We start from the raw sequence: 26,363 nt of genomic DNA on the forward strand, positions 1-26,363 counted from the left end.
AAAGCGCAAGCTTAGGCGATCAGCACGCCGCGTGCTTCTTCGACGATGGCATGCGGCACGAAGCGGGCACCGTCCTGCGTCACCAGCGAACGGTCCTCGCGAATGCCGATGCCGCAGGCGCGATCGCCGACCAGCCAGCTGCCGATCAGCGGGTAGTGGCCGTTGAAGCCGGTCAGCGGATGGCAAGCCTGGCGGATGCACGGGCCATCGTACGGGCCGTCGGTACGCAGCTCACGGCCGTCATCCAGATGCATCGCGATATTGGCGCCTTCGCGTGAATGCAGTGGCTTGCGCACCCAGCCGCGCGGCAGTTCACCACCCTGGTCGAACTCGGCCGGCAGCAGGTTGGGGTGGCCGCGATGGGCCTCCCACAACAGCGGCAGGATGCCCTTGTTGCTGAGCAGGGCCTTCCATGGCGGCTCGATCAGCTGCAGGCCGGAACGCGGCAGATACGGACCGAAGGATTCGCGAAACAGATCTTCCAGCGGATACAGCTTGAACAGGCAGCCGATGACGTTGTCGTCGAGATCGGTGAAGCGGCCGTCTTCGGCAAGGCCGATGTCCTCGATCGCCAGCGTGCCGCAGTCGATGCCGGCCTGCACGGCGCAATCGCGCAGGTAGGCGATGGTGCCCTGGTCCTCGGTCGAGTCGCGCACGGCGGCGAAGTGGAACGGCCGCGCAATGCCGCGCGCGATGGTGCCGAATGCCTCCACCAGCGATTCCTGGATCGAATTGAACTGGTCGCTGCCGGCCGGCAACTGGCCGCGCGCGAGCTGGTCTTCCAGCCATTGCCACTGGAAGAACGCCGCCTCGAACAGCGACGTCGGCGTGTCGTAATTCAGCTCATAGAGTTTGGCCGGGCCGCTGCCGTCGTAGGCGAAGTCCATGCGCCCGTACAGGTGTGGCTGGCGCTCGCGCCAGCTCTGCGCGATCCAGTCGCGGTACGGCTCGGGGATCGCCAGCTGCTGCATGTGCTGCTCGCTGCCGACGATGCGCTCGACCATGTCCAGCGCCATCGCGTGCAGCTCTTCGCTGGGTGCTTCGAGGTCGTGCTCGATTTCCCGCAGGGTGAATGCGTAATACGCCGATTCATCCCAGTACGGGGCATCGTCGATGGTGTGGAAGCCGAAACCGCAGTCGGCTGCCTTGGCGCGCCAGTCGGCGCGCTCGGCCAGGGCGATGCGACGCATCAGCTGCCGAAACCGCGACTGCCGCTGGACCTGCCGAAGCCGGCCCGGCTGACGGTAACCGCGCGATTCGGCGTGGCCGTGATCGGCACCATGCCGGTGCCCGCCGCCGCGCCGCGATAGACGCCGCCGCTGGCACCGCCGGGTGCCGGCCGCTGCCAGCCGCCGTTGCTGTCGCGAAACGCCGGCGCGCTGTTGAAGCCGTTCGCCGCCACGCCATTGCGCATCATCTGCGACAGGAAGAAGCCGGTCATCAGCGGACCGAAGAACGAATGGTTGCCACCGTCGTTGCGTTCGGCGCACTTTTCCTTGCCATAGCTGGCCTCGCATTCCTCGCGGCTGGCAAACTTCGGCGCGGTGGCCACGGCCTCCTGCTGTGCCTTGGAGAATGCCTCGCCACAGGTCTGGCTGTCGTTGGTCTGCGCCACGCAGGCCTCGACCGAGGTGTACAGGCCCTCACGCGATTCATTGCGGTCGCAGGCGGTCAGCAGCAGCGGGGCCGTGCTCATCAGCAGCAGGGCGGCGGTGCGGGATCGTTTCATGGACATGCTCGGACAAGGTATCTGCCCAAGCATGCCTGTTCAGGCGCGCTTGTGAAAGATCTTGCGATCAACTCGCGTAGCTGGGGTGTGGCTAGGCCAGTTCGTCCGCCAGTTCGTGCAGATCGGCAATGTGCTGTTCCCACCAGCGGGATTCGGCGGCGAACGGAAATGCCGCGGGGAAGGCCGGGTCGTGCCAGCGCGCGGCGATCCAGCCGGCATAGTGCAACTGGCGCATCGCGCGCAGTGCGGGAATCAGCGCCAGCTCGGTATGGTCGAAATCGCGGAATTGCTGATAACCCTCGAGGACGGCTTTCATCGCGCGCTCGTCGTTGGCGAGCATCCACAGGTCCTGCACCGCGGGGCCGGTGCGGGCGTCGTCGAAGTCGACGAAGTGCGGGCCGGCGTCGGTCCACAGCACGTTGCCGGGGTGGCAGTCGCCGTGCAGGCGCAACTGACGCTGCGGGCCGAGTGCCTCCATGCGGGCCGCGATCGCCGCATCCAGCCGGGTTGCCGCCGCGCGATAGTTGACCGCCAGTGATGCGGGCAACAGCGTGGAGGAGAGCACCGCCAGCATCGGCTGCTGCACCATCGTCTCGCGATCCAGCCGACCGCGATGCGCGAACGGCTGGCGCGCGCCGATCACGTGCATGCGCGCGATCAACCGGCCCAGCCATTGCAGTTGATCGATCGCCTCCAGCTCGGGCGCGCGGCCGCCGCGGCGCGGAGTCAGCGCAAGGCGGAAGCCGCCGTGATGCAGCAGGGTCTGGCCGTTGAACACCAGCGGCGCGACTACCGGCAGTTCGGCGTCGGCCAGTTCCTGCGCGAAGGTGTGCTCCTCGACGATCGCCGCATCGCTCCAGCGGCCGGGCCGGTAGAACTTCGCGATCACCGGGGCGTGGTCTTCCAGCCCCACCTGCCAGACCCGGTTCTCGTAGCTGTTCAGCGCCAGCAGGCGCCCGTCCGGCCACAAGCCGCACGCGCTCACCGCATCGAGCACCAGGTCGGGAGTGAGGTTGGCGTACGGGGCGTCGTTCAACGCGGCGCCATCGCGCGGGCGGCGATCACCGCCATGGTGATGCGCGAGATGCACACCAGCGCGCCTTCCTCGCTTTCGATGCGGATTTCCCAGACTTGGGTGGTGCGGCCGATATGCAGCATCTTCGAGGTGCCGGTCACGATGCCGCTGCGCACGCCGCGGATGTGGTTGGCGTTGATGTCCAGGCCCACCGCCAGTTCCCTGGCCGGATCCAGGGTCAGCATCGCCGCGGTGCTGCCCAGCGTTTCGGCCAGCACCACCGACGCACCACCGTGCAGCAGGCCGTACGGCTGGTGGGTGCGATGGTCGACCGGCATGGTGCCTTGCAACCAGTCATCGCCGATCGCGGTGATGCGGATGCCCAGCGTCTCCATCATGGTATTGGCGCTCCATGCGTTGATGCGGGCCAGGTCGGCAGGTTGTTTCCAGATGCTCATCGTTGATTCCCGTAGATCGAGCCCGCATTGTTGTCCGTGCCAATCGCCACGACAATGCATGCGTGTTCAAGGTCACCCTCAAAACTTCCGGCCGCCAGTTTTCGGTGGCCGCGGGCGAAACCGTGCTGGAAGCGGCGCAACGGGCGGGCGTGGCCTTGCCCTACTCGTGTCGCGCCGGGGTCTGCGGCAGTTGCAAGGCGACCTTGCTGGAAGGGCGCTGCGAGTACCCGCGCAACCCGCCACTGGCGCTGAATGCCGACGAGCAGGCGCACCACGCGGTGCTGTTGTGCCAGGCGGTGCCCGGCAGCGATCTGTTGCTGGAAGCGCGCGAAGTCACCTCGGTGGAGGACATCGCGCGGCGCCAGCTCGGCATGGTGGTGACGGAAAAATGGCCGCTGGCAACCGACGTCACCGGATTGCGGTTGTTGCCTGCGCGCGGCGAGCGTCGGCTGAACCGGTTGCCCGGGCAGTACGTCGATATCCTGCTGGAGGACGGCAAGCGCCGTCCGTTCTCGATCGCCAACGGTCCGCAGGCCGACGGCATGATCGAGATGCATGTGCGCCACGTGGCCGGTGGCGGCTTCACCTCGTGGGTCAGCCACAGTCTGCAGCCGGGTGATCAGCTGCGGATCGAGGGGCCGCTGGGCACCTTCGTGCCGCGCGAGGATTCGGAACGCCCGATGATCTTCATGGCCGGCGGCACCGGTTTTGCGCCGGTGAAGGCGATCATCGAGCACTTCATCGCGCTGGGTACGCGCCGGTCGATCCGCGTCTACTGGGGCGCACGGGTGGCGAGCGACCTGTACCTGCGCGGTTTGGCCGAGCGCTGGGCCGCCGAGTTGCCGAATCTCGGGTTCCACGCCGTGGTATCCGATGCGGACGATGCAGACGGCTTGCGCAGCGGGCTGGTGCACGAAGCCGTGCTGGCCGACCAGCCGGACCTGTCGGGCCATGATTTGTACATGAGCGGTCCGCCGGCGATGATCGACGTGGCGCACCCGCGATTCCTCGCCGCTGGCTTGCCGGAGGATCGCCTCTATTACGACTCGTTCGAATACGCGCCCGACGTGCTGGCGCAGATCATCGCCGGTCGCGCCGGCATCCACGATGGCTAGAAGTGAGTGAATAGGCGTGAGAGGCGTGAGAAAGCGGCTGTTCTCTCTTTCCTCACTCCACTCACTCCTGCTACCGATTGCCCTTGGCCACCGGCAGCTGCGCCGCGTGCCACGCCAGCACGCCACCGTCGAGCCGGTGCACCTTGCTGAAGCCGGCCTTGACCAGCCGTTGTGCCGCCTTGATCGAATTGCCGCGGCCGTCCTTGTCCATCACCACCACCGGCAATTCCTTGGCCTTGGCCAGGTCCTTCTGCTCGGGGTCGAACTGGCTCATCGCCACGTGCTTCGCGCCCGGCACATGCATCTTCTCGAACTCGGCGATCGCCGACAGGTCGACCAGCAACGGGCTTTCGCGATTGATCAGAAGGGTCAGGCCCGCCGGGCTCAGCTCCCTGACCTTGCTGAACAAGGTGCCGACCTGCAGCACGATCAAGGCGAGCAGCAGGACGGCGAACAACGCCACCAGGGCGACATGATTGCCGATAAATTCGGGCAGCTTGTGCAGAACATCGTTCATGGTCAGTCCACTTCGCGCGCGAGGTGCGCACGGATCCGGGTAAACCGCCGATTATACGGGGTTGCCGCGATCCGCGCGGGCGCCGCCCGAACGGTCCGGGGTGCTCAGTCCTGGGTGATGTTCGGCAGGCCGCTGGTCAGCCACCAGTGCTTGGTCGCCTCGTCGTAATGCCAGGTCTGGTGATCGACGACGCTGCGTTCGGACTGGCTATGGATGTTGACCAGATTGATCACCGCCGTTTGCTGCACGTCGAAGTCGCCGGTCGGGACCGGGCCGGGGTCATCGTTGTATTCGGTGACCCGCACCTGCTGGAAGCGGGCCAGTTGCAGCGAGGTCAGCGGATGCGCGACGCGGACTTTCGGATCGATGAACTGCACCGCGCTCTGGAAATCGCCCCAGCGCAGCGTGCTGCCATAGGCCTTCAGCGTGGTGGTGAGGGCGTCGCTGCGGGTCTTGGTGGCGCAGCCGGCCAGCAGCAACCCCGACAACAGCACGACAAGAATGCGGGTAATCCGACGCATGTGGTTTCCTCCCCGATGAAATCCCGTCCATTCTGCCTGATGCGCAGGCAGTCCACTCAATCGCGGCGTTTGGCCACGAAGCGGGCGTTCAAGGTGCACGCCGGCGCGCCATTCTCGCCGGGCACCACGCAGTCGACCGCGATGCGTGCCCGGCCACGGCTCTCCAGCGTGGTGAAGAACGTGGCCCAGTTTGCATCAGCGGCCAATCGGGCCTCGCTGAAAAAGTCCTGCCACAGCGGTGCCAGATAGCGCACGCCCGATTCGGCGACGAAGACGTCGCAGTCCAGTCCGCGCCGGCGCAATGCCAGTTCGACCAGTGCCCAGCCGCTCAACGTCATCACGCTGACCAGGCTGCCGCCAAAGGCGCAGCCCTTGTCGTTGACGTTGGGCGCCAGTGGCGCGCGCAGGGTCAGGTGGTCGTCGTCACAGCTTGCCAGTTCCAGCGCCATGGCGTCGGCCAGTGGAATCTCGTTGCGGAGGAACCGGATCAGTTGTTGTGCAGCCGTTGTTGCTTCGGGGGTACTCACGTGATCAGCAATTCGCGTGCAGGAAAGCCCGACAGTGTAAGCCCACCGCTACACTGCGGCCATGACAGCGAGCCAGCGCGGTGCGCGGATGCAGCCAGAAACCTTGCCGAAGCCTGCAGGCCTGCGCGGCCGAATCGTGGTGATCACGCGCCCGGTCGGTACCGGCGCCGGGCTGGCGCGCCGCGTGCGGGCGCTGGGCGGCATGCCGCTGCTTTTGCCGGGGCTGGCCCTGCATGCGGTGGAGCATCGCGCGGCCGCGCGGGAAGGCTTGCGCGCCGCCCTGGCCGACCAACTGATCGTGTTCACCAGCCCCGCAGCGGTCCGTCACGCGGCCGCGTTGTTGCCGTTGCGCACGACGGCCATGGTGCTTGCCGTGGGGCAGGGCACCGCGCGCGCGCTGCGCCGGCATGGCATCGCCGCGCCGTTGACTCCACGTCGGCAGCAGGACAGCGAGGGGTTGCTCGAACTTGCCGAACTGCAGCAGCTGCGCGGCCGCCGCGTGGCCCTGATCGGTGCGCCCGGCGGCCGCGGCGTGCTGCGTGCGCACCTTGCCGCGCGCGGTGCACGGCTGCGCGAGGTGCATGTCTACCGCCGCGTGCCGCCGCGGCTGGACCGTCGTCACGTGGAAGCACTGAACCGCTTGCCGGCCTCGGCGCAGGTGCTGCTGTCCAGTGCCGAGGCGCTGCACAACCTGCAGCACGGCCTGCCCGCCCCGGCGTGGGCGCGACTGTGTGCGGCCACCGCCGTGGTCAGCAGTGAACGCCTGGCCGGTGCGGCGCGCGCCGCCGGTTTTCGGCGCCTCCGCATCGCGGCCTCGGCGGTGTCGGCGGATCTGCTGGCCGAGGCCCTCTCGGCAAGCTGACCGTTCTTCACGCCGCTGTGCTACGAACGCGCCCGTATGGGCTGCTAGCATGCGTGCATGAGCAACGAAGACAAGCCGAACGAGCCCGTGACGCCCGAGGGCGTCCGTCCTGACCCTGTGGCGTCCGACGCGGTGCGGGTCGATCCGCCGCTGCGCCCGACACGGCCGGCGCCGGCGGGCCCCGCACCGCGCCAGCGTGGTGGCGGCACGGCGGCGCTGGCGCTGGCGCTGGCGTTGGTCGCGGCGGGCGCCGCCGGTTACGTCGGCTGGCGCCAGTGGCAGCAGGAGCAGGGCACGGCCGCCGACAACCAGAGCCTGGCCGGCCTGCAGCAACGCGTGGACACCCTGGAGACCACGCTGGGCGCGCTGGGCCAGCAACGCAGCAGTCTCGATCAGCGGCTGGATGATGCGGCCCAGGTCAACCGTTCGTTGCGTGAGGAACTGCTCGGCCAGTCCGAGCGCACGCGTCACCTCGAGGATGCGGTGGCCAAGCTGGCGGAGAAAAGCCTGAGCGGTCGTGACGGCATGCTGCTGGACGAAACCGAATCGCTGCTGCGCATGGGCAGCGAGCGCTACACGCTGTTCCACGATGCGCAAGGTGCCGCCGCTGCCTATGCACTGGCCGACCAGACCCTGGCCGCCGTCAACGACGGTGCGTTCAGCGGCCTGCGCCAGAGCATCGCGGCCGAACACGATGCGCTGGTCAGCAGCCAGCCGGCCAGTCAGGCCGCCGCCCTGCAGCAGTTGCTGGTCCTGCGCGGTGAACTGGCCACGCTGCCGCTGAAGCCGCTCGACCGCAGCAGCACCGAGGCCACCGATGTGTGGTCGCGGGTGCGCCGCGCGCTGGCCGGCGTGGTCAGCGTGCAGCGCGACAACGGCGCACCGCTGGCGGTCGCCGATGCGCGTTTCGCCCGTGAACTGGCGGCGCTCGACCTGGCCCAGGCGCAGGTGGCCCTGCTCGCCTACGACAGCAAGGACTATGCGGCCGCATTGCAGCGTGTGGGTGCCGCGCTGTCTGGCCAGTTCGATGCCGCGGCGCCAGCCGTGCAGCAGGCGCGCGCGACGCTGCAGCGGCTGGCCGCGCAATTGCCGGCAAACGCACCGGTGCAACTGGGCGCGGCACTGACCGAGTTGCGCAACCTGCGCGCGGTTCATGCGCTGGGCCCGGCGTCGTCCGCCAGCCGCGCGGCGCCGGTTGAGGCGCAGCCATGAGGCTCTGGTACTGGGTGCTGCTGGCGGTGGTGGCCGCCGCGCTGGCTGCATTCGGCTGGCATTGGGTGGCGGAAGATCCCGGCTACGTGCTGCTGCGCCTGCGCGGCTGGCGGGTGGAAACCACAGTGGTGGCCGCGCTGGTCATCCTGCTGCTCGCATGGGCGCTGCTCACCACGCTGTGGCGGCTGCTGCGCTGGCCGTTCGGCGCGCTGTCGCGCCGGCATCGGCGGCTCAGCCAGCAGCGTCTGGGCGCCGGTCTGGTTGCGTTGATCGAAGGTCGGCACGGCGACGCGGAGCGCGACCTCAATCGTGCCTCGCGACTGGACAGCTTGCGCGGGCCGGCCCTGCTGGCTTCCGCCGAAGCGGCTTCGCGCCGTGGCGAACCCGGTCGCGCGCTGGAGGCGCTGGACCAGGCTGCGCAATCGGTGCCGCAGGCGGCTCGCGTGCTGCGCGCCCGCGTGCTGCGCCGCGAAGGCAAGCCGGCCGAAGCACTGGCGCTGCTGTTGCCGGAATCCGACAAGGGCACGCTGACCCCGGGTGGCTGGCGTGAACTGGTCCAGGCTGCGCTGGCGACCGGCGACATCCGCCGCGCCCGCGAGGCCCTGGCGCCGTTGCAGAAGAGCGGTGCCTTGGGCCATCGCGCCTATGCGGCGCTGGAAGCGCAGGTGCTGGCCGCCGCGATCAACGCGGCGCCCGATGGGGCCTCGCTCAATGCCATGTGGTCGCAGTGGCCGAAGCCGCAGCGCCGGGTGGCGGCGGTGGTCGATGCCTATGCGCGGCGAGCGGCCGGCTTCGGGCTGGTCCTGCCGGCGATGGACGAAGTCGAATCCGCCTTGCGGCGGGAATGGTCGCCGTTGCTGATCGAAACCTATGGCAGCCTGTCCGGCGATGATGTCGAAGCGCGCCTGCGCCGTGCCGAAGGCTGGCTCGATGCCCATCCGAACGACGCCAGCCTGCTGCTCACGCTCGGTCGCATGTGCGTGCGGCTGAAAGTCTGGGGCAAGGCCCATCAATACCTGCAGCGTTCGCTGGCACTCGCGCCCGGCGCTCCCGCATGGGAGGCACTCGGCGACGCCTTCGCCGGCCAGGGCGACGCCGCCCAGGCACAGCGCTGCTACCGCAACGCGCTGGCGTTCGGCCGCGGCGAAATGGTCACGCCGCTGGCGCAATCCGCCAACCCGATGCAGCCGGACACGCACCCGATCGCGATCGAGGAGCGTGACGTGCACGGGGTGCCGCGTCTGCGCGAGTAGCTACAACGCGGTCAGGTGTGCGTAAGCGGCCACCAGCCATTTGCTGCCGGCCGCCTCGAAATTCACCTGCAGGCGCGTGTGCGCGCCGCTGCCTTCGGCGCTGACCACCACGCCCTCGCCAAAGCTGGGATGGCTGACCCGCTGGCCGAGTTTCACCGGCAGACTTTCTTCCAGTGACGACGATGCCTCCCGCGGACGACCGGCATACATCGGTCGGCTGACGTTGACCCGCGGCCGCACTTCGTCGATCAATTCGGCGGGCATCTCACCGAGGAAACGCGAAGGCCGGGCCAGCATCTCGGTGCCGTGCATGCGACGCGATTCGGCGTGGGTGACGATGAGTTTTTCGCGGGCGCGGGTGATGCCGACATAGGCCAGGCGGCGCTCCTCTTCCAGTCGGCCTTCGTCGTCGACCGAGCGCTGGCTGGGGAACAGGCCTTCCTCCATGCCGACCAGGAACACGACCGGGAATTCCAGGCCCTTGGCCGAGTGCAATGTCATCAACTGCACGCAGTCGTCCCACGCTTCGCCCTGGTTCTCGCCGGCTTCCAGCGTGGCGTTGGACAGGAAGGCATTCAGTTCGCTGATGCCGGCGTCGATGTCTTCGTTGCTGCGCTCGAAGCGGCTGGCCACATTGATCAGCTCGTCCAGATTCTCCACCCGCGACTCGGCGTTGCCGCGGCTGTCCTTCTCGTAGAAGTCGCGCAGGCCGGTATGCGTGATGGCGTGCTCGATCTGTTCGGCGAGGGTCAGGGCGGAATCCGGGATTCGGGATTCGGGATTCGCAACGGCAACCGCATCCGGCATCGTCGCGGCTTCTGCCGTAACGAATCCCGCGAAAGCGCCTGCCATCTCGTCGATCATGGCGAGAAACGCCTTCACCGCGTTCTTCGCCCGCCCTGCCAGTTCACTGCCGCCGACCAGTTCGCCTAGCGTCGCCTCCCACATCGACACATTCTCGCTGCGGGCGCGGCGACGAAGCACGTCGAGCGTGCGGTCGCCGATCCCGCGGGGCGGCGTATTGACCGCGCGCTCGAACGCGGCATCGTCGTGGCGGTTGGCAGTGAGCCGCAGGTAGGCCAGCGCGTCCTTCACCTCGGCGCGCTCGAAGAAGCGCTGGCCGCCGTAGACGCGGTAGCCGATCTTGCGCTGGACCAGTTGCTCCTCGAAATTGCGCGACTGCGCATTGGAGCGATACAGGATCGCGCAGTCCTTCGCCGAGCCGTGTTCGTCGATGTACTCGCGGATGCGCTCGATCACGAAGCGCGCCTCGTCCTGCTCGTTGTAGGCGGCATACAACGCGATGCGCTCGCCATCCTCGCCCGCCGTCCACAACTCCTTGCCGAGCCGGCTGCCGTTGCGCTGGATCACGCTGTTGGCGGCTTTCAGGATGGTCGAGGTGGAGCGGTAGTTCTGTTCCAGCTTGATCGTGCGCGCGCCGGGAAAGTCGCGCAGGAACTGCGCCATGTTCTCGACCTTGGCACCGCGCCAGCCGTAGATCGACTGGTCGTCGTCGCCGACGGCGAAGACCTTGCCCGTATTGCCGGCGAGCACGCGGATCCACGCGTACTGCAGCGTATTGGTGTCCTGGAACTCGTCGATCAGCAGGTGCCGCCAGCGTTGCTGGTAGTGCTCGAGTACGGCCGGATGCTTCAGCCACAGCTCGTGCGCGCGCAGCAGGAGTTCGCCGAAATCGACCAGCCCGGCGCGACGGCAGGCGTCTTCGTACGCTTTGTAGATGTTCACGAAGGTATGCGTGACCGGATGGTCGCGATGCTCGATGCCGTCCGGTCGCTTGCCTTCGTCCTTCCAGTGGTTGATCTGCCAGCAGGCCTGGCGTGGCGGGAATTTCGCCTCGTCCAGGCCCAGTCCGGTGACCACGCGCTTGACCAGCCGCAACTGGTCGTCGGAATCGAGGATCTGGAAGGTCTCGGGCAGTCCTGCATCGCGCCAGTGGCGACGCAGCAGCCGATGGGCAATGCCGTGGAAGGTGCCCACGGTGAGCCCTTGCGTGCCGCCCGGAATCAGCGCTTCGAGCCGCGCGCGCATTTCACCGGCGGCCTTGTTGGTGAAGGTGACCGCCAGGATCGCCCATGGCGGCACAGCTTCGGCCTGGGTCAGCCAGCCGATGCGGTGAGTCAGCACGCGGGTCTTGCCGGAACCGGCGCCGGCCAGCACCAGGTAGTGGCCGGGCGGGGCGCAGACGGCTTCGCGCTGGGCTTCGTTGAGCGGGTCAATCAGGTACGAGACATCCATCGTGCCCATTGTAGTGGGCACAAAGGAAAACCGCCGCGGGCGCGGCGGTTTCGAGGAAAGCGGGTTGCGGCTCAGCGCTTCTGCATGAAGCCGCCGAGCGCCAGCAGCGCGCCGACCACGATGCCGGCGATGCCGACCCATTGCGGCACACCCTTGTCGTGGGTGGCGGTGATCTTGGCCGAACCGACCTGCAGCAGGGTGTCGGTATCCTGGTAGAAGGCGTGGCCAGCCACGACCCAGATGCCCGCTGCCACGAGGATGATGCCGACGATGATCAGACCTGTACGCATGTTTTTCCCCTTGCATGTGTGTGCATCGAGTATGCCTTGCGCCGGTGTGCACGAAATGTACAGGTCGCCTTGGCGGCGGACAAAAAAAGCCCCGGAGACTAGGGGGAGTCTCCGGGGCGGGAAGACACGAAGACCCAGGGGAGAGGTTCGTGCCTCTGGCGGCTCAGGGAGGTGAGACCGCCGCGGATGCCGTTGCGTGCATCCGGAGGATTAGAGCGCGGTTTGCGGGGAAAGTTGCAGGATTTCAAAAGAAATTTAAAAACGATTCATTCTGATGAAAAGTTAACTCTCAAGTCGTTGTTGCATATGGCGCGCTCCCGCGGGCGTTCAGTTTCGCAGGGCGTGGCGGGAGCTCAATGCGCCTCATTCCAGTTCGTACCCACGCCCACATCGACCAGCAGCGGCACCGCCAGTTCCGCCGCGCCGGCCATCCGCTCGACCACCGCGGCGCGCACCACGTCCACCGCATCGGCGCGCACCTCGAACACCAGTTCGTCGTGCACCTGCATCAGCATGTGCGCGTCGTCGCGCGGCTGCAGCCATGCGGCTACCGCGATCATCGCGCGCTTGATGATGTCCGCGGCGCTGCCCTGCATCGGCGCGTTCACCGCGGCGCGTTCGGCGCCCTGGCGCAGGCCCTGGTTGCGGGCCGCGAGATTTTCGAGGTACAGGCGGCGGCCGAAGATGGTTTCCACGTAACCGTCGCGATGGGCGCGCTCGCGGGTGGCCTCCATGAACGCATGCACGCCCGGATAGCGGGCGAAATAGCGCGCCATGTAGTCGCTGGCCTCGCCGCGATCGACGCCGAGCTGGCGGGCCAGGCCGAATGCGCTCATGCCGTACATCAGGCCGAAGTTGATCGCCTTGGCGGCGCGGCGCTGGTTGGCCGATACCTCCTCGGGCTTCAGACCGAACACCTCGGCGGCGGTGGCGCGATGCACGTCGCCGCCTTCGTGGAACGCCTTCAGCAAACCCTCGTCGCCGGACAGGTGCGCCATGATGCGCAACTCGATCTGCGAATAGTCCGCCGCCATCACCTGCCAGCCGGGCGGCGCGATGAAGGCCTGGCGAATGCGCCGGCCTTCCTCGGTGCGCACCGGGATGTTCTGCAGGTTCGGGTCGGACGAGGAAATCCGGCCAGTCGCCACCGAACCCTGGTGATAGCTGGTGTGCACGCGGCCAGTGCGCGGATTGACGATGCCGGAGAGCTTGTCGGTGTACGTGCTGCGCAGCTTGGCCAGGCCGCGGTAGTCGAGGATCAGCCGCGGCAATTCGTGGCTGTCGGCGATTGCTTCCAGCGCCTCTTCATTGGTCGACGGCTGGCCGGTCGGCGTCTTCAGTTTCGCCGCCAGCCCCAGCTCGTCGAACAGCACCGTCTGCAGTTGCTTGGGTGAGTCGAGGTTGAACTCGTGCCCGGCCAGGGCATGCGACTGCTGCTGCAATTCCAGCATGCGCTTGCCCAGTTGCTGGCTTTGCAAACGCAGAGCATTGCCGTCGATCAGCACGCCGCGGCGTTCCATCTCGGCCAGCACCGGCACCAGCGGGATCTCGATGTCCTGGTAGACGCTGCGCAGGGCCGGCACGCTCTCCAGCTTCGGCCACAAGGCATGGTGCAGGCGCAGGGTGATGTCCGCGTCCTCGGCGGCGTAGCGGCAGGCGGTGTCCAGGTCCACCTGCGAGAACGAGATCTGCTTGGCACCCTTGCCGGCCACCTGCTCGTACTTGATCGTGTCGTAGCCAAGATATTTTTTCGCCAGCGAATCCATGTCGTGGCGGGTGGCGGTGGCGTTCCACACGTAGGATTCGAGCATCGAGTCGTGCGCGAGCCCCTGCACTTCGATGCCGTAGTGCGACAGGATGTTGATGTCGTATTTCGCGTGCTGGCCGAGCTTGGCCCGGGACGGATCCTCGAAGATCGGCTTCAGCGCCGCCAGCACTTCATCACGATCGAGCTGCTTCGGTGCGCCCGGATAGTCGTGGCCGAGCGGGATGTAACAGGCCTTGCCCGGTTCCACCGCGAGGCTGAGGCCGACGATGTCCGCGCGCATCGCGTCGATGCCGGTGGTCTCGGTATCGAAGGCGATCAGATCGGCCCGGCGCAGTCTTTCCAGCCAGGCGTCGAAGGCCGGCTGCATGGTGACCAGTTCGTATTCGCCGGGGGCCGAACATTCCGTTGGCAGGAGCGCACCCTGTGCGCGATGCTCTTCGCTCCGATCGATGCCGGAGCTATCGCGCACAGGGTGCGCTCCTGCAGGTTCTGGCGTGGCATCGAGATCCTTCAATGCCGCCTTGAACTCATAGCGCGTGTACAGCTCGCGCAGTTGCGCGGTATCGGCCTCGCGTCGGGCCAGCTCGGTGGGGCCGAATTCCAGCGCCACGTCGGTCTTGATCGTGACCAGCTCGCGCGACAGGGGCAGGCGCGGCAACACCTCGCGCAGGCTCTCGCCGATCTTGCCGCCGATCTTGTCGGCGTTGGCGATCACGCCATCCAGCGTGTGGTATTCGGCCAGCCATTTGGCGGCGGTCTTCGGGCCGCACTTGGGCACGCCCGGCACGTTGTCGACGGTGTCGCCGGTGAGCGCGAGGAAATCGATGATCTGCTCCGGGCGCACGCCGAATTTTTCCATCACGCCGGCGCTGTCCATCACCGTATTGCTCATGGTGTTGATCAGGGTGACTTGCGGGCCGACCAGTTGCGCCATGTCCTTGTCGCTGGTGGACACCTCCACTTCGATGCCCATTTCGCGCGCCTGCACCGCCAGCGTGCCGATCACGTCGTCGGCCTCGACGCCGGGCACACGCAGGATCGGGAAACCCAGCGCAGCGACGATCGCCAGCATCGGCTCGACCTGGGCGCGCAGGTCGTCCGGCATCGGCGGGCGATTCGCCTTGTACTGCTCGTACAGCGCGTCGCGGAAGGTCGGGCCGGGGGCGTCGCTGACGAAGGCCAGGTATTCCGGCTTCGCCTTCAGCGTGGCACGCAACATGTTGACCACGCCGAACAGCGCGCCGGTGGGCTCGCCGTGGGCATTGGTCAGCGGCGGCAGCGCGTGGAAGGCCCGGTACAGGTAGGACGAGCCGTCGATGAGGATGAGTTTGGGCATGCTGCATTCTCGCACGCAGGGCGAAACGTCGCGCTTCACGGAAGCGCCGCGGTCGCGCTGCTATGCTGCGATCCCCGACCGAGGTTGCCGCCATGAAAACCGCTGCCTTGCTGGCTGCTGCCAGCATCCTGTTCACCTCGAGCCTGCTGGCGACGAACGTGCTGGCACAATCTGCCCCCTCGACCAACGTGCCGCCACCGCCCGGGATCAACGATCCGGGCGTGCAAGCGGTGAGCCCGCCGGCGACCAAGGCGGCCAAGCCCGCGGCCAGCAAGCACGCCGCGCATGCCGCCAGCGCGACCGAAAAGCCGTTGGACCTGAAGCCGCAGGCGCTGCCGGCCATGCATGACGATGGCGTCGCGCCGCGTCCACGCGATCAGATCACGCCGGAAGTGCGGGTGCGTCAGGAAGGCGACAACAACATCCAGGAATACCGTCGCAACGGCCGCGTCTACATGGTGGTGATCACCCCGAAAAGCGGCATCGCCCAGACCTACATGGTCGATCCCCAGGGTCGCCTGGTCGACGAACACGGCCAGAAGCCGGTGGGGCCGGTGATGTACAAGGTGCTGGAGTGGGGCAAGGCCAGGCCGCCAGCCGAGTCGAGCGCGCCGACCACGGAAGACGCCGGACACTGAGTCGAACTTCGCGAAGCGTCGTCGGCGCATGACGGGCCGACGCCGCGGGATGCCGCGACCGCAAGAGGTGTGCCATGCCACTGCGTGAAAGCTGGTTGATGTTTGCCCTGGGCTCGGCGCTGTTCGCGGCGCTGACCGCGCTGTTCGGCAAGCTCGGCGTGGTCGGCATCAACTCCAACCTCGCCACTTTCATCCGCACCCTCGTCATCCTGGTGGTTACCGCCGGCATCCTCAGTCTGCGCCAGGAATGGGCCAAGCCCACCGGGTTGCCGCTGCACAGCTGGGTGTTCCTGGTGCTGTCGGGCATCGCCACCGGCCTGTCATGGCTGTGCTACTACCGCGCCCTGCAACTGGGCCCGGTCAGCAAGGTGGCGCCGGTTGACAAGCTCAGCGTGGCGTTGGCGATCGTGCTGGGACTGGTTTTTCTCGGTGAGCGCCCGAGCTGGCCGCTGCTGATCGGTGGCGTGCTGATCGTGTCCGGCGCGATGGTGATCGCGCTGTTCTGAGCGCCCGTCACTGCGGATCGTCCAGCTCCGGGTAGCGACGAAAGATGCCGTTCTGATTGAACGGCACGCGGCGCGGCGAGGCGAGATAGCCCGCGATGCGTGGTCGTTGCGCCACCCGCTGCTGCAGCGCGCGCAGCCGCGGCAGGCGGTGGCCAAGCCGCCGCATCGCGCGGGGAAACGCGTACTCCAGGCCACTCATCAACTGGAACAGCGACAGGTCCACGTACGAGTGCTCGTGCAGCGCGTGATGGCCGCCGCCACGCTCCAGCACCTGCTCGAAATGGTCGAGGAATTTCGGCAGCCGCTGCTCGCGAAGATCGGTGGTTCGACGCAGCGCTTCGACGCGCTGATCTTCGTAGTACAAGCCGCTGGCGATCGGATGGTGGGAGTCGTGCACTTCGGCGACGAGATCAGCGATGGTCAGCTGCAATTGCTGCGCATACAGTCGCCGGCTTTCGCTGCCCGGTACCAGGGCCAGCGGCGGGCCGAGGTAGTGCAGGATGTTCGCGGTCTGCGCGATCAGCAGTCGACCCGCCTTGAGGAAAGGCGGGGCAAACGGCAGCGGGCCCTCGTGGACGCCATCGAGATACCGCATGAGGGCTTCGTCGCCCTGCTCGCGGGCCACATCGTCGTAGCCGGCGCCGGCATCCTCCAGCGCCAGCCGCACGAATTCACCGCGACCCTGGAGTCCGCTCCAGTAGAACAGCTGGTAATGCATGGCAGCCTTCCGCGTGCAGGGAGGGTGCCCAGCGTGCGCCTGCACGCGCGGAGACTCAATGCCGGAAGTGGCGCATCCCGGTGAACACCATCGCCATGTCGTGTTCGTCGGCGGCGGCGATCACCTCGCTGTCGCGCATCGACCCGCCCGGCTGGATCACCGCGCTGATGCCAGCGGCGGCGGCCGCGTCGATGCCGTCGCGGAACGGGAAAAACGCGTCGCTGGCCATCACCGAGCCACGCACTTCCAGCTTCTCGTCGGCGGCCTTGATGCCGGCGATCTTCGCGCTGTAAACGCGGCTCATCTGGCCGGCGCCGATGCCGATGGTCTGGCGGTTGTGCGCGTAGACGATGGCGTTGGACTTGACGAACTTGGCCACCTTCCAGGCGAAGATCAGGTCGTGGATCTGCGCCTCGGTCGGCGCCTTGCGCGTGACGACTTTCAGGTCGGCAGCGCTGATCATGCCGGTGTCGGCGCTCTGCAGCAGCAGGCCGGAGCCCACCCGCTTGGAGTTCATGCCGGGATGCGCAGCCAGCAGGTTCCCGTCCGCCGGCAGCGGGATCACCAGCACGCGCACGTTGCCCTTCTTCGCGAACGCCTTCAGCGCGTCGTCGGCGTAGGCAGGTGCCAGCACCACCTCGACGAACTGGCGTTCGACGATGGCTTTCGCGGTGGCGCCATCCACTTCACGGTTGAACGCGATGATGCCGCCGAAGGCCGACGTGGGATCGGTCTGGAAGGCCAGCTCGTAGGCCTTGCCGATGCCGTCCAGGCTCACCGCCACACCGCACGGGTTGGCGTGCTTGACGATCACGCAGGCCGGCTTGGCGAAGCTGCGCACGCATTCCCACGCCGCGTCGGCGTCGGCGATGTTGTTGAACGAGAGTTCCTTGCCCTGCAGCTGGCGAAAGCAGGCCAGCGTGCCGGGTGCCGGATGGAGGTCGCGGTAGAACGCAGCCTGCTGGTGCGGGTTCTCGCCGTAGCGCAGGTCCATCAGCTTCACGAAGCGGCTGTTGATCTGGCCCGGGAACGCGGCGCGGCCGGCGATGGCGTCCTGCGTGTCGTTGAGTTCCAGCCCGGACAGGTAATCGCTGATCGCGCCGTCGTAGTTCGACACCTTGTTGAACGCGGTCACTGCCAGCTTGAAACGGGTGGGGCGGCTCAGGCCACCGTGCTGCTCGATCTCGGCCAGCGCGCCTTCGTATTGGTCGGGCGCGGTCAGTACGCCGACGTCGTTCCAGTTCTTCGCCGCCGAACGCAGCATCGCCGGGCCGCCGATGTCGATGTTCTCGATGGCCTCTTCCAGCGTGCAACCGGCCTTGGCCACGGTGGCTTCGAACGGATACAGGTTCAGCACCAGCAGGTCGATCGGTGCGATGCCCAACTCAGCCATCACTGCTTCGTCGGTGCCGCGTCGACCGAGCAGGCCACCGTGCACGATCGGGTGCAGGGTCTTGACGCGGCCGTCCATGATTTCGGGGAAACCGGTGATGTCGCTGACGTCGGTAACCGTGATGCCGGCCTCGCGCAGCGCCTTCGCGCTGCCGCCGGTGGAGAGCAATTCGATGCCCCTGGCGGCGAGCCGTCGACCCAGGTCGATCAGGCCGGTCTTGTCGGAGACGCTGAGCAGGGCGCGACGGACCGGGACGAGCTGGGGAGCGGGCATGAGCGGGTTTCCAGGGAGGGAAAGCCGGTCATTATAGCCGCCCGAATGCCGCACGGCTTTCGGGCGTGCGGCTTACAGCAGGCCGTGTACGGCCAGCTTCTTGCGCAAGGTGGCGCGATTGATGCCGAGCGCACTCGCTGCGCGACTCTGGTTGCCGTCATGGAATGCCAGCACTTCGCGCAGCAGCGGTACCTCGACCTCGCGCAAGACGAGCGCGTGCAGACCTTCGGCACACTCGGTGTCGCCGATGTCGGCGAGATAGCGGCGCACCGTGCGGGTGACGCATTCGCTCAGCGCGCTCTGGCCAGAATGGCTGGCGCCGGGCGAGCCCGCGTTCTGCGACGAGACCGGTTTGGCGGACTCGGCAGCGGGCAGTCTTGCGGCATTCACGGACATTTCCCCTCACGTACGAAGCGACGGCTGCTTGGGCCGTCACGAATGGTTATGGATGGTGCAGGTGTTACGCGGCGTCTGTCGCATGCGGTCGCAGCATGCAGGCGCGGGGGGTCGAGTCTACCCGTGCGGGGCGATAATTTTAAGTACCACGGATGCCGTCATTCGAAACCGATCTCGAATGCCACCGCGTTCTCGCCCGGATCTTCCACCTCCAGCAGCAGCACGGCGGTGCCGCCGGGCGCCAGGCCGGCATGCAGGATCGAGGCATCGTCCAGATATTCCTCAGGCTGCAGCCGGCGCATCGCGATGCGCTGGCCCCGGGCGTTGGACAAGGTGATGGTCAGTACCGGGTAGGGCTGGGCGAAGCTCGCATCGTTGCGCACGCTGGCGCTGATCATCAAGGCTTTGGCGACACTGGGGTGGGCTTGCACATTGCTGGCAAGCAGGCGCAACCGCTGTGGTGCGGCAACCAGCGGCAGCTGGCAGCCAAGTACGGCACAACTGCTGCGCAACCAGCCACCGGTCAGCGGGTCGCGGATCAAGTCGTCGCGCTTGGCCCAGCCCAACTGGGCGGCAAGCGCCAGGGTCAGCAGGGCGCATGCCAGCACCCACGGCCAGCGCCGTTCGCCGGACGACGGCAGTTGCCGACGCCGCTCGCGTCGATCCTCTCGCTTGGGCTCGCGGGTCATGGGCTCACGCGCAAAGCGTGGCGCAAAGACCAGTTGCGAGAAGTCTTCCACCGGCGCCTGCGGCGTGGCCGCGACCGACGTCTCGCCCATGCTGGCGACAGCTGGCGGCTTCGGTCGCGGGCGGTACACCACCAGATCCAGCAGCGGCGGTTCGAAGGCGGGTTCGTTGAGCGGCAACTCGACGAAGGGCTCGGGCGGCAGTTGCTCGGCGATCGTGGCGAGACTGTCGAAGCCGGCATCGCAATGGCCGCACACGACATGGCCATGGGCCTTGGCTAGTGTCTGCGCATCCAGCGAAAACACGGACAGGCATTCGGGGCATTGGGTATACATGCAGGCCGCTTTGAATCGGTATCGACCAAGCTTAGCAGGGTGGTTGCGCGGTCCAGCGGATATCGCGTGTTCAGCCGCGACGGCGGCCGCTGATGCGCACCCAGTCCTCACGTGTGTCCACCTGCAAGTCCTCGAACCATTCGGCATAGCGTTGCAGCAGTTCATCCTGCTGGCCGGCGAGGATGCCGGAGATCGCGAACGGCGCGCCCGCCTTTGCAGCGCCGGCGAAGGTGGGCGCCAGCTCGCCCAGCGGCCCGGCCAGGATGTTGGCGATGAAGACGTCGGCCGCTTCGGCCTCGACGTCTTGCGGCAGGAACAGCGCGAGCCGGCCATCCACGCCGTTGCGTTCGGCATTGTCGGCCGAGGCGATGAGCGCCTGCGGATCGTTGTCGACGCCGACGGCGCTGGTCGCGCCGAGCTTCAGCGCGGCAATCGCCAGGATGCCCGAGCCGCAGCCGTAGTCGGTGACCGTCTTGCCGGCCAGGTCGAGGCCGTCCAGCCATTCCAGGCACAGCGCCGTGGTCGGGTGGGTGCCGCTGCCGAAGGCGAGTCCGGGATCGAGGCGCACCACCACCAGCTCGTCGTCGGCGGGCGGCTCGATGTTCCACGGATAGATCCACAGTCGGCGGCCGAACGGCATCGGCTTGAACTGATCCATCCAGGCGCGCTCCCAATCCTGGTCAGCGACATCGTGGAAGCTCAGCTGGTCCGGTTCCAGCCACGGCAGCAGTTCGCCCAGCGCGGCGCCCAGGCCACGCCGGTCGGTGTCTTCATCAAACAACGCGTTCAGCGTGATCGTGGGCCACAGTGGCAACTCACCCACGCCCGGCTCGAAGATCGCCTGTTCGTCCGGCGTCTCCGCATCGGCATCGCGCAGGGTGACCGACAAGGCACCAAGGTCTTCCAGCGCCTCTTCCGCGCCGGGTTGCTGTTCGAGGCGGACGATCAGGGAAAGTTCGAGGAAGGGCATAAGGCGAAGAGTGAGTTGAGAGGAGTGAGGAGAGAGAGGAGAGCGGAAGTCGGGGCGAGTGCGTCAAAGGGTGGAGAGAGAAGCGCCGGCTTCCGATGAGGCGCCGGACATGCCTGCTTTCTCTCACTGCTCACTGCTCTCAACTCACTCCCCGCTCACTGGCCGGTGGCGGCCTTCTCTTTCTGCTCGGCCATGCGCTTCTCGAGATAGTGGATGTTCTGGCCGCCATGCTGGAAGCCGACGTCGGCCATGATCTTCTGTTGCAGCGGGATATTGCACTTCACCCCTTCGATCACCGTCTCGGCCAGCGCCAGTTGCATGCGCGCGATCGCGGTGGCGCGGTCGGGACCGTGCACGATCAGCTTGCCGATCATCGAATCGTAGTTCGGTGGAATCCTGTAGCCGTCGTACAGGTGGGTGTCGACGCGCACGCCGGGTCCACCCGGCGCCTCGAAGCGCTTCACCGTGCCGGGGCTGGGCATGAAGCTTTCCGGGTCCTCGGCGTTGATGCGGCATTCGATCGCGTGGCCGCGGATCACGATGTCTTCCTGCCTGATCGACAGCTTCTCGCCGCCGGCGATCAGCAGTTGCTCGCGTACCAGGTCGACGCCGGTGATCCACTCGGTCACCGGGTGCTCGACCTGGATGCGGGTGTTCATCTCGATGAAGTAGAAGCGGCCGTTCTCGAACAGGAACTCGAAGGTGCCGGCGCCGCGATAACCGATACGGATGCAGGCATCCACGCAGACCTTGCCGATCTGGGCGCGCAGCTCCGGCGTGATGCCGGGCGCGGGAGCTTCCTCGACCACCTTCTGGTGGCGACGCTGCATCGAGCAGTCGCGCTCGCCCAGGTGGATCGCGTTGCCCTGACCATCGGCCAGCACCTGGATTTCCACGTGGCGCGGATTCTCCAGGAATTTCTCCATGTACACCACATCGTTGCCGAAAGCCGCCTTGGCCTCCTGCTTGGTCATCACGATGGAGTTGCCCAGGTGCGCCTCGGTGCGCACCACGCGCATGCCACGACCGCCACCACCGCCAGCGGCCTTGATGATCACCGGGTAGCCGATCTCGCGGGCGATCTTGATATTGGCGTCGACGTCCTCGCCCAGCGGGCCGCCGGAGCCCGGCACGCACGGCACGCCGGCGGCCTTCATCGCGCGGATCGCCTCGACCTTGTCGCCCATCAGCCGGATCACCTCGGCGGTCGGGCCGATGAAGATGAAACCGGACTGCTCGACCTGTTCGGCGAAGTCCGCACGCTCGGACAAGAAACCGTAGCCCGGATGGATCGCCTGGGCATCAGTGATTTCTGCCGCCGCGATGATGCGCGGGATATTGAGATAGCTGTCGACCGACGGGCCGGGGCCGATGCAGACCGACTCGTCGGCCAGACCGACATGCTTCAGGTTGCGATCCACGGTGGAATGCACCGCCACGGTCTTGATGCCCAGACTGTGGCAGGCGCGCAATATCCGCAGCGCGATTTCGCCGCGGTTGGCGATGACGACTTTTTCTAGCATGGAGGGCTCCAGGGAGCGGGAACGGGGAACGGGGAACGGGGAACGGAAAGATCAAAAGCGCGATATCGCAGCTCCTGTTTTTCCGTTCCCCGTTCCCCATTCCCCTGTTTCCGCTCGATCATTCAGGCAATCACGAACATGGGTTCGTCGAATTCCACCGGCTGGCCGTTCTCGACCAGGATCGCCTGCACGGTGCCGGAGACTTCGGCTTCGATCTGGTTGAACATCTTCATCGCCTCGATGATGCCCAGCGTTTCGCCGGCCTTGACCTGCTGGCCGACCTTGACGAAGGCCGGCGTGCCCGGGGTGGCCGAGGCATAAAAGGTGCCGACCATCGGCGCCTTCACCACGTTGCCTGCGGGCAGGGCGGGAGCGGACGGCACTTCGACCGCTGCTGGCGCAGCGGCCACTGCTGCCGGGGCGACTGGCGCCACCGGCGCCGCGGCCACGGCGGCGACCGGCGCGGTGTTCTTCGGCACGCGCGACAGGCGGACGACTTCTTCGCCCTCCTTGATCTCCAGTTCAGCGAGGTTGGATTCCTCGAGCAAGTCGATCAGTTTCTTGATTTTGCGCAAATCCATCGGATCAGCCTTTGGTCGGTCACGCCACGCGCAGGTGGCTGGAAAAAAGAATGTCGGTTCGCCGGCGCTCAAGCCGTGGTGGTCGCCTGCAATCGTTGCAAGGTCGCATCCAGCGCCAGCCGGTAGCTGTCTGCGCCAAAACCGCAGATCACGCCGAGCGCAATGTCGGACAGGTGGGAGTGATGGCGGAACGGCTCGCGGGCGAAGACGTTGGACAGGTGGACCTCGATGAAAGGGATCCCCGTCGCGGCAAATGCATCGCGCAGCGCAATGCTGGTGTGGGTGAACGCACCGGCATTGCACAGGATCATCGCGGTGCCGTCGTCCCGGGCCTGATGCACGCGGCCAATCAGCTCGTGCTCGGCATTGGATTGGAACCACACCAGCTCGTGCCCTGCCGCCAGTGCACGATCGGCCAGCTGCTGATTGATGGCGGCCAAGGTCTGGCTGCCGTAGATTTCCGGCTCGCGGGCACCCAGCAGATTGAGGTTGGGTCCATGCAGGACCAGGATCTTGGCCAACGGGATGTTCCAGGTCGCGTCCGGAGGTTCCGGAACCCGGCGAAGTGTGCGCGCAGCGAAGAAACTTGTCCAGTTCGCCGCAGATCGGCGATGTTTGGCGTAGAAGCCTTGCGTTCCCGTGCGTGAGCGTATGTCAGGCTGGTCGGCTGCCCGCTGGCTACGGTGCCAGCCATTGCTCCAACTGGGCGGTGCTCATCGATCCGCTGTGGGTCGCCAGAATGCGCCCATCTTCGCCGACAAGCAGGCTATAAGGCAGCGTCTGGTGGACATTTCCCAGTTGCAGCGAGGTGCTCGGCAGTCGGGTCCGGCCGATCAAGATCGGGTAATTCACCGCATGTGCGGTCAGAAACGCTCGAACGTGAGCAGGTTCGTCCATGGCAATTCCGATCACGATGGCACCATGTTCGCCGAACTTGTGCCGAGCCTGATCCAGCGCAGGCATTTCCTCAAGGCAGGGCCGGCACCAGCTGGCCCACAAATTGAGCAGCACGCGCCGCCCGCGATACTCGCCAAGTGCGTGCAGCTTGCCATCCAGGTCCGGCAGTTCGAGCGCCGGCAGCGGCTGACCGATCAGCGGCGACACGGTGGCCGGGAGGGGTTGCTGCCGCGCGGATTGGCTCCGGTGTTGCGCGTAGCCTCCCAGCGCGGCGGCCAACACGGCCAGACAGAGAATCAGCCAGTTGCTGCGACTGAGCATCAGCGCGCCGCTTCCGTGAGTGCGCGTTCGACCATCGCGCGGGTCAGCACGGTGGACAGCTGTTTGCCGGGGCCGCCGTTCTTCGGGAACACCACGTACAGCGGCACGCCGGGCGAGTGGTATTGCTGCAGGAAGGCGCTGATGGTGGGATTCACGTCGGTCCAGTCACCTTTCATGTAGACCGCACCGGTACGTTGCAGCAGGTCACGGAACGCTTCGGTATCCAGCACGGTGTGTTCGTTCGCCTTGCAGGTGACGCACCAGTCGGCCGTCATGTCGACAAAGACCGGCGTGCCGGCGCTGCGCAGTTCGGCCAGTTTTTCCGGACTGTAGGCAGTGACGCCTTCGCTGCTGGCAGCCATGCGGGTCGGTGCCGGCACCTGCGCAAGCAGGTAGATCGGGACCAAGGTGACCAGCGCCAGCGTCACCACCGCGATCCGGCTGAGCGCGCCGCGCGAGCGGCTGCGCTCGAACCACCACAGTGTCATCGCCAGCAACACCATCGCCACCAGCACCAGGCCGACCGCGTCCGCGCCACGCTGGTTGGCCAGCACCCAGACCAGCCACACGGCGGTGAGGTACATCGGGAACGCCAACACCTGCTTCAGCGTTTCCATCCAGCGCCCGGGTCGCGGCAGCAGGCGTGCCAGCGCAGGCACGAAACCGATCGCCAGGAAGGGCAGCGCCAGGCCGATGCCGAGCATCAGGAAGACCAGCAATGCGGACAGCATCGGTGCGGCAAAGGCATAAGCCAGCGCGCTGCCCATGAACGGCGCGGTGCACGGGCTGGCCACCAAGACCGCCAGCACGCCGGTGAAGAAGTCCCCGGCCGGCCCCGAACGGGTGGCCAGCCCGGCGCCGGTATTGCCCAGCGAAGCACCGAACTGCACCATGCCGGACATTGACAGGCCGACCGCCAGCATCAGACAGGCCAGCACGCCAACCACCAGCGGCTGTTGCAGTTGCGAACCCCAGCCCAGCGCATGACCGGCCGCGCGCAGGGCAAGAATGCCCAGCCCGAGCGTGGCGAAGGTGCACAGCACGCCAGCGGTGTAGAACAGTGCGTGCCGTCGCGCCGCGGTGTGGCTTTCGCCACTTTCCAGCACGCTGACCGCCTTGATCGACAGCACCGGCAGCACGCACGGCATCAGGTTCAATACCAGGCCGCCGCCCAGGGCCAGCAGCAAGGCCAGCCACAGACTGACCTGCAGCGGGCCGCCGGCGAGGCCGGCCGGAGGCAGCTCGGGTAACACGGCGGCGGTTGCCGCGGATTGGGCGCCGCTGCCAAGGTCGATGTGCAGGCTGCGCGTCATCAGCGGATAGCACAGTCCACCTTGCTGGCAACCCTGGAAACTCGCCTGCAGATCGAGTTGCCGGCGACCGGCCAGGTCGCCCTGCACGGTCACCGGCAGCTCGACCTGGTCGAAATACACGGTGACCTTGCCGTAGTGCTCGTCCTCATGCGGCGTGCCCACCGGCCACGCGGGTTTCAGTGCGAGCCCGGCGGCATCCTTCAATTGCAGCGTGGTCTGGTCGCGGTAGAGGTAGTAGCCCTTGGGCATCGTCCAGCGCAGCAGCAACTGCTGCGGCCCCTGCGCCAGCGCTTCGAGCCGGAACGCCTGTTCGGCGGGCAGCGGCGCGCTGGTGTCGGCTCCGGGCTGGTGGCTGCCGAATTGGCTCAGGGCTGCACCCAGGGCGGTGCCGGTGCCGGTGTTTACCGCGTTGATGGCGGCCGCGCTGTCCGGCAGCGCGAGGTCCAGCTTTTCGGTATGCGGCGGATAGCAGATCTTCGGGTCGACCTCGTGGCAACCCTGGTATTGCACGCTCAGCCGCAGGCGTTGGGTGCCAGCGGTGAGGGTGTACGGAATGCTGGCCTCGACACCATGGTGATAGGTCTCCACGTCGCCGAGGTATTCGTCGTGGTGCTTCTCGCCGTCGGGCAATTGTGCGTCGCCCAGGGTGACGCCGTCGCCGCCCTTGAACTTCATGCGGCCGCGATAGAGGTAGTAGTCCGGTGCGATCGTCCAGTGCAGTTTCAGCACGCCCGGCGTGCCGGCGTCGGCGCTGAGCTGGTAAGCCTCGGTGACCGGCAGCAGGTCGGCGGTGTCCTGGGCCAGGGCTGGCCACGCGCCCAGCAGGAGGCCCAGCCAGACCAGCAGGCGAGCGGCCATTGGGCCGGTGAACATCGGTCGCATCACGACTCCAGTGGGGAAAGCGGGCGGGGACGGAGATCGTCATTATGGCCCAGTATCTCCAGCGCAACCTT

General features: G+C 66.9%; 26 protein-coding genes. 6 read left to right on the top strand and 20 right to left on the bottom strand.

The annotated features are described in order from the left end of the window. Positions 1-11: 11 nt before the first annotated feature. From ACQGNJ_RS03490 to ACQGNJ_RS03505, 4 genes are all read right to left on the bottom strand, one after another. Positions 12-1,190, bottom strand: coding sequence for a glutathionylspermidine synthase family protein (locus ACQGNJ_RS03490; RefSeq protein ID WP_426687843.1), 1,179 nt, complete (start codon positions 1,188-1,190; stop codon positions 12-14). After that, positions 1,190-1,729, bottom strand: a complete 540-nt coding sequence (locus ACQGNJ_RS03495; protein WP_426687844.1) for a DUF1190 domain-containing protein — start codon at positions 1,727-1,729, stop codon at positions 1,190-1,192. Before ACQGNJ_RS03495 ends, ACQGNJ_RS03490 begins: the two co-directional genes overlap by 1 nt. 91 nt (positions 1,730-1,820) lie before the next feature. Next, the gene (locus ACQGNJ_RS03500; protein ID WP_426687845.1) at positions 1,821-2,765 is read right to left on the bottom strand and encodes a serine/threonine protein kinase; all 945 of its coding nucleotides are present in this window, start codon (positions 2,763-2,765) and stop codon (positions 1,821-1,823) included. Further along, positions 2,762-3,202, bottom strand: coding sequence for a hotdog fold thioesterase (locus ACQGNJ_RS03505; RefSeq protein ID WP_426687846.1), 441 nt, complete (start codon positions 3,200-3,202; stop codon positions 2,762-2,764). The genes ACQGNJ_RS03500 and ACQGNJ_RS03505 overlap by 4 nt, the downstream gene beginning before the upstream one ends. Before the next feature lie 62 nt (positions 3,203-3,264). On the opposite strand from ACQGNJ_RS03505, the gene ACQGNJ_RS03510 reads away from it, so the two are divergent. Then, positions 3,265-4,317: a 2Fe-2S iron-sulfur cluster-binding protein gene (locus ACQGNJ_RS03510; protein ID WP_426687847.1), complete on the top strand. Its 1,053-nt coding sequence runs from the start codon at positions 3,265-3,267 to the stop codon at positions 4,315-4,317. A gap of 70 nt (positions 4,318-4,387) precedes the next feature. Here the strand turns inward: ACQGNJ_RS03510 and ACQGNJ_RS03515 are convergent, their stop codons facing one another. From ACQGNJ_RS03515 to ACQGNJ_RS03525, 3 genes are all read right to left on the bottom strand, one after another. Then, on the bottom strand, positions 4,388-4,834 hold the full coding sequence (locus ACQGNJ_RS03515) for a rhodanese-like domain-containing protein (RefSeq protein WP_426687848.1): 447 nt from the start codon (positions 4,832-4,834) through the stop codon (positions 4,388-4,390). Between the two features lie 104 nt (positions 4,835-4,938). Continuing rightward, positions 4,939-5,355, bottom strand: coding sequence for a hypothetical protein (locus tag ACQGNJ_RS03520; RefSeq protein ID WP_426687849.1), 417 nt, complete (start codon positions 5,353-5,355; stop codon positions 4,939-4,941). A 56-nt stretch (positions 5,356-5,411) separates the two neighbouring features. Beyond that, positions 5,412-5,882, bottom strand: coding sequence for a YiiD C-terminal domain-containing protein (locus tag ACQGNJ_RS03525; protein ID WP_426687850.1), 471 nt, complete (start codon positions 5,880-5,882; stop codon positions 5,412-5,414). 61 nt (positions 5,883-5,943) lie between these two features. Here ACQGNJ_RS03525 and ACQGNJ_RS03530 point away from each other — a divergent pair, with 61 nt between their 5' ends. The 3 genes from ACQGNJ_RS03530 to ACQGNJ_RS03540 are packed head-to-tail and all read left to right on the top strand — an operon-like array spanning position 5,944 to position 9,209. Continuing rightward, the gene (locus tag ACQGNJ_RS03530) at positions 5,944-6,744 is read left to right on the top strand and encodes a uroporphyrinogen-III synthase (RefSeq protein WP_426687851.1); all 801 of its coding nucleotides are present in this window, start codon (positions 5,944-5,946) and stop codon (positions 6,742-6,744) included. Positions 6,745-6,801: 57 nt separating this feature from the next. Then, positions 6,802-7,956 (top strand): uroporphyrinogen-III C-methyltransferase, encoded by a 1,155-nt coding sequence (locus ACQGNJ_RS03535; RefSeq protein ID WP_426687852.1) that lies wholly within the window; start codon positions 6,802-6,804, stop codon positions 7,954-7,956. Continuing rightward, complete coding sequence (locus tag ACQGNJ_RS03540) at positions 7,953-9,209, top strand: heme biosynthesis protein HemY (protein ID WP_426687853.1); 1,257 nt, start codon at positions 7,953-7,955, stop codon at positions 9,207-9,209. The genes ACQGNJ_RS03535 and ACQGNJ_RS03540 overlap by 4 nt, the downstream gene beginning before the upstream one ends. Here the strand turns inward: ACQGNJ_RS03540 and ACQGNJ_RS03545 are convergent, their stop codons facing one another. The 3 genes from ACQGNJ_RS03545 to polA form a co-directional block, all read right to left on the bottom strand. Beyond that, positions 9,210-11,465, bottom strand: a complete 2,256-nt coding sequence (locus ACQGNJ_RS03545) for a 3'-5' exonuclease (protein WP_426687921.1) — start codon at positions 11,463-11,465, stop codon at positions 9,210-9,212. A gap of 71 nt (positions 11,466-11,536) precedes the next feature. Further along, positions 11,537-11,755, bottom strand: a complete 219-nt coding sequence (locus ACQGNJ_RS03550) for a hypothetical protein (RefSeq protein WP_426687854.1) — start codon at positions 11,753-11,755, stop codon at positions 11,537-11,539. A 353-nt stretch (positions 11,756-12,108) separates the two neighbouring features. Beyond that, complete coding sequence (polA, locus tag ACQGNJ_RS03555) at positions 12,109-14,859, bottom strand: DNA polymerase I (protein WP_426687855.1); 2,751 nt, start codon at positions 14,857-14,859, stop codon at positions 12,109-12,111. Between the two features lie 92 nt (positions 14,860-14,951). Here polA and ACQGNJ_RS03560 point away from each other — a divergent pair, with 92 nt between their 5' ends. Continuing rightward, positions 14,952-15,497, top strand: a complete 546-nt coding sequence (locus tag ACQGNJ_RS03560) for a DUF2782 domain-containing protein (RefSeq protein ID WP_426687856.1) — start codon at positions 14,952-14,954, stop codon at positions 15,495-15,497. Positions 15,498-15,571: 74 nt separating this feature from the next. Then, a complete protein-coding gene (locus ACQGNJ_RS03565) occupies positions 15,572-16,003 on the top strand; it encodes an EamA family transporter (protein ID WP_426687857.1) in 432 nt (143 codons plus the stop codon). Positions 16,004-16,010: 7 nt separating this feature from the next. Here ACQGNJ_RS03565 and ACQGNJ_RS03570 read toward each other — a convergent pair whose 3' ends face one another. The 10 genes from ACQGNJ_RS03570 to ACQGNJ_RS03615 form a co-directional block, all read right to left on the bottom strand. After that, on the bottom strand, positions 16,011-16,721 hold the full coding sequence (locus tag ACQGNJ_RS03570; protein ID WP_426687858.1) for a glutathione S-transferase: 711 nt from the start codon (positions 16,719-16,721) through the stop codon (positions 16,011-16,013). 55 nt (positions 16,722-16,776) lie between these two features. Further along, positions 16,777-18,387, bottom strand: a complete 1,611-nt coding sequence (gene purH, locus ACQGNJ_RS03575; RefSeq protein WP_426687859.1) for a bifunctional phosphoribosylaminoimidazolecarboxamide formyltransferase/IMP cyclohydrolase — start codon at positions 18,385-18,387, stop codon at positions 16,777-16,779. 72 nt (positions 18,388-18,459) lie between these two features. Continuing rightward, a complete protein-coding gene (locus ACQGNJ_RS03580) occupies positions 18,460-18,783 on the bottom strand; it encodes a helix-turn-helix domain-containing protein (RefSeq protein WP_426687860.1) in 324 nt (107 codons plus the stop codon). A 158-nt stretch (positions 18,784-18,941) separates the two neighbouring features. After that, positions 18,942-19,805: a zinc-ribbon and DUF3426 domain-containing protein gene (locus tag ACQGNJ_RS03585; RefSeq protein ID WP_426687861.1), complete on the bottom strand. Its 864-nt coding sequence runs from the start codon at positions 19,803-19,805 to the stop codon at positions 18,942-18,944. Between the two features lie 70 nt (positions 19,806-19,875). After that, positions 19,876-20,775: a 50S ribosomal protein L11 methyltransferase gene (gene prmA / locus ACQGNJ_RS03590; RefSeq protein WP_426687862.1), complete on the bottom strand. Its 900-nt coding sequence runs from the start codon at positions 20,773-20,775 to the stop codon at positions 19,876-19,878. 155 nt (positions 20,776-20,930) lie between these two features. Beyond that, complete coding sequence (gene accC / locus ACQGNJ_RS03595; protein ID WP_426687863.1) at positions 20,931-22,298, bottom strand: acetyl-CoA carboxylase biotin carboxylase subunit; 1,368 nt, start codon at positions 22,296-22,298, stop codon at positions 20,931-20,933. Positions 22,299-22,420: 122 nt separating this feature from the next. After that, positions 22,421-22,879: an acetyl-CoA carboxylase biotin carboxyl carrier protein gene (accB, locus tag ACQGNJ_RS03600; protein WP_426687864.1), complete on the bottom strand. Its 459-nt coding sequence runs from the start codon at positions 22,877-22,879 to the stop codon at positions 22,421-22,423. A gap of 68 nt (positions 22,880-22,947) precedes the next feature. Further along, a complete protein-coding gene (gene aroQ / locus ACQGNJ_RS03605) occupies positions 22,948-23,400 on the bottom strand; it encodes a type II 3-dehydroquinate dehydratase (RefSeq protein WP_426687865.1) in 453 nt (150 codons plus the stop codon). A gap of 157 nt (positions 23,401-23,557) precedes the next feature. Beyond that, complete coding sequence (locus ACQGNJ_RS03610; RefSeq protein WP_426687866.1) at positions 23,558-24,097, bottom strand: TlpA family protein disulfide reductase; 540 nt, start codon at positions 24,095-24,097, stop codon at positions 23,558-23,560. Beyond that, complete coding sequence (locus tag ACQGNJ_RS03615) at positions 24,097-26,292, bottom strand: protein-disulfide reductase DsbD family protein (RefSeq protein ID WP_426687867.1); 2,196 nt, start codon at positions 26,290-26,292, stop codon at positions 24,097-24,099. Before ACQGNJ_RS03615 ends, ACQGNJ_RS03610 begins: the two co-directional genes overlap by 1 nt. Positions 26,293-26,363 lie beyond the last annotated feature (71 nt).

It is taken from the genome of Rhodanobacter ginsengiterrae (assembly GCF_050026815.1).
Classification (GTDB): Bacteria; Pseudomonadota; Gammaproteobacteria; order Xanthomonadales; family Rhodanobacteraceae; genus Rhodanobacter; species Rhodanobacter ginsengiterrae.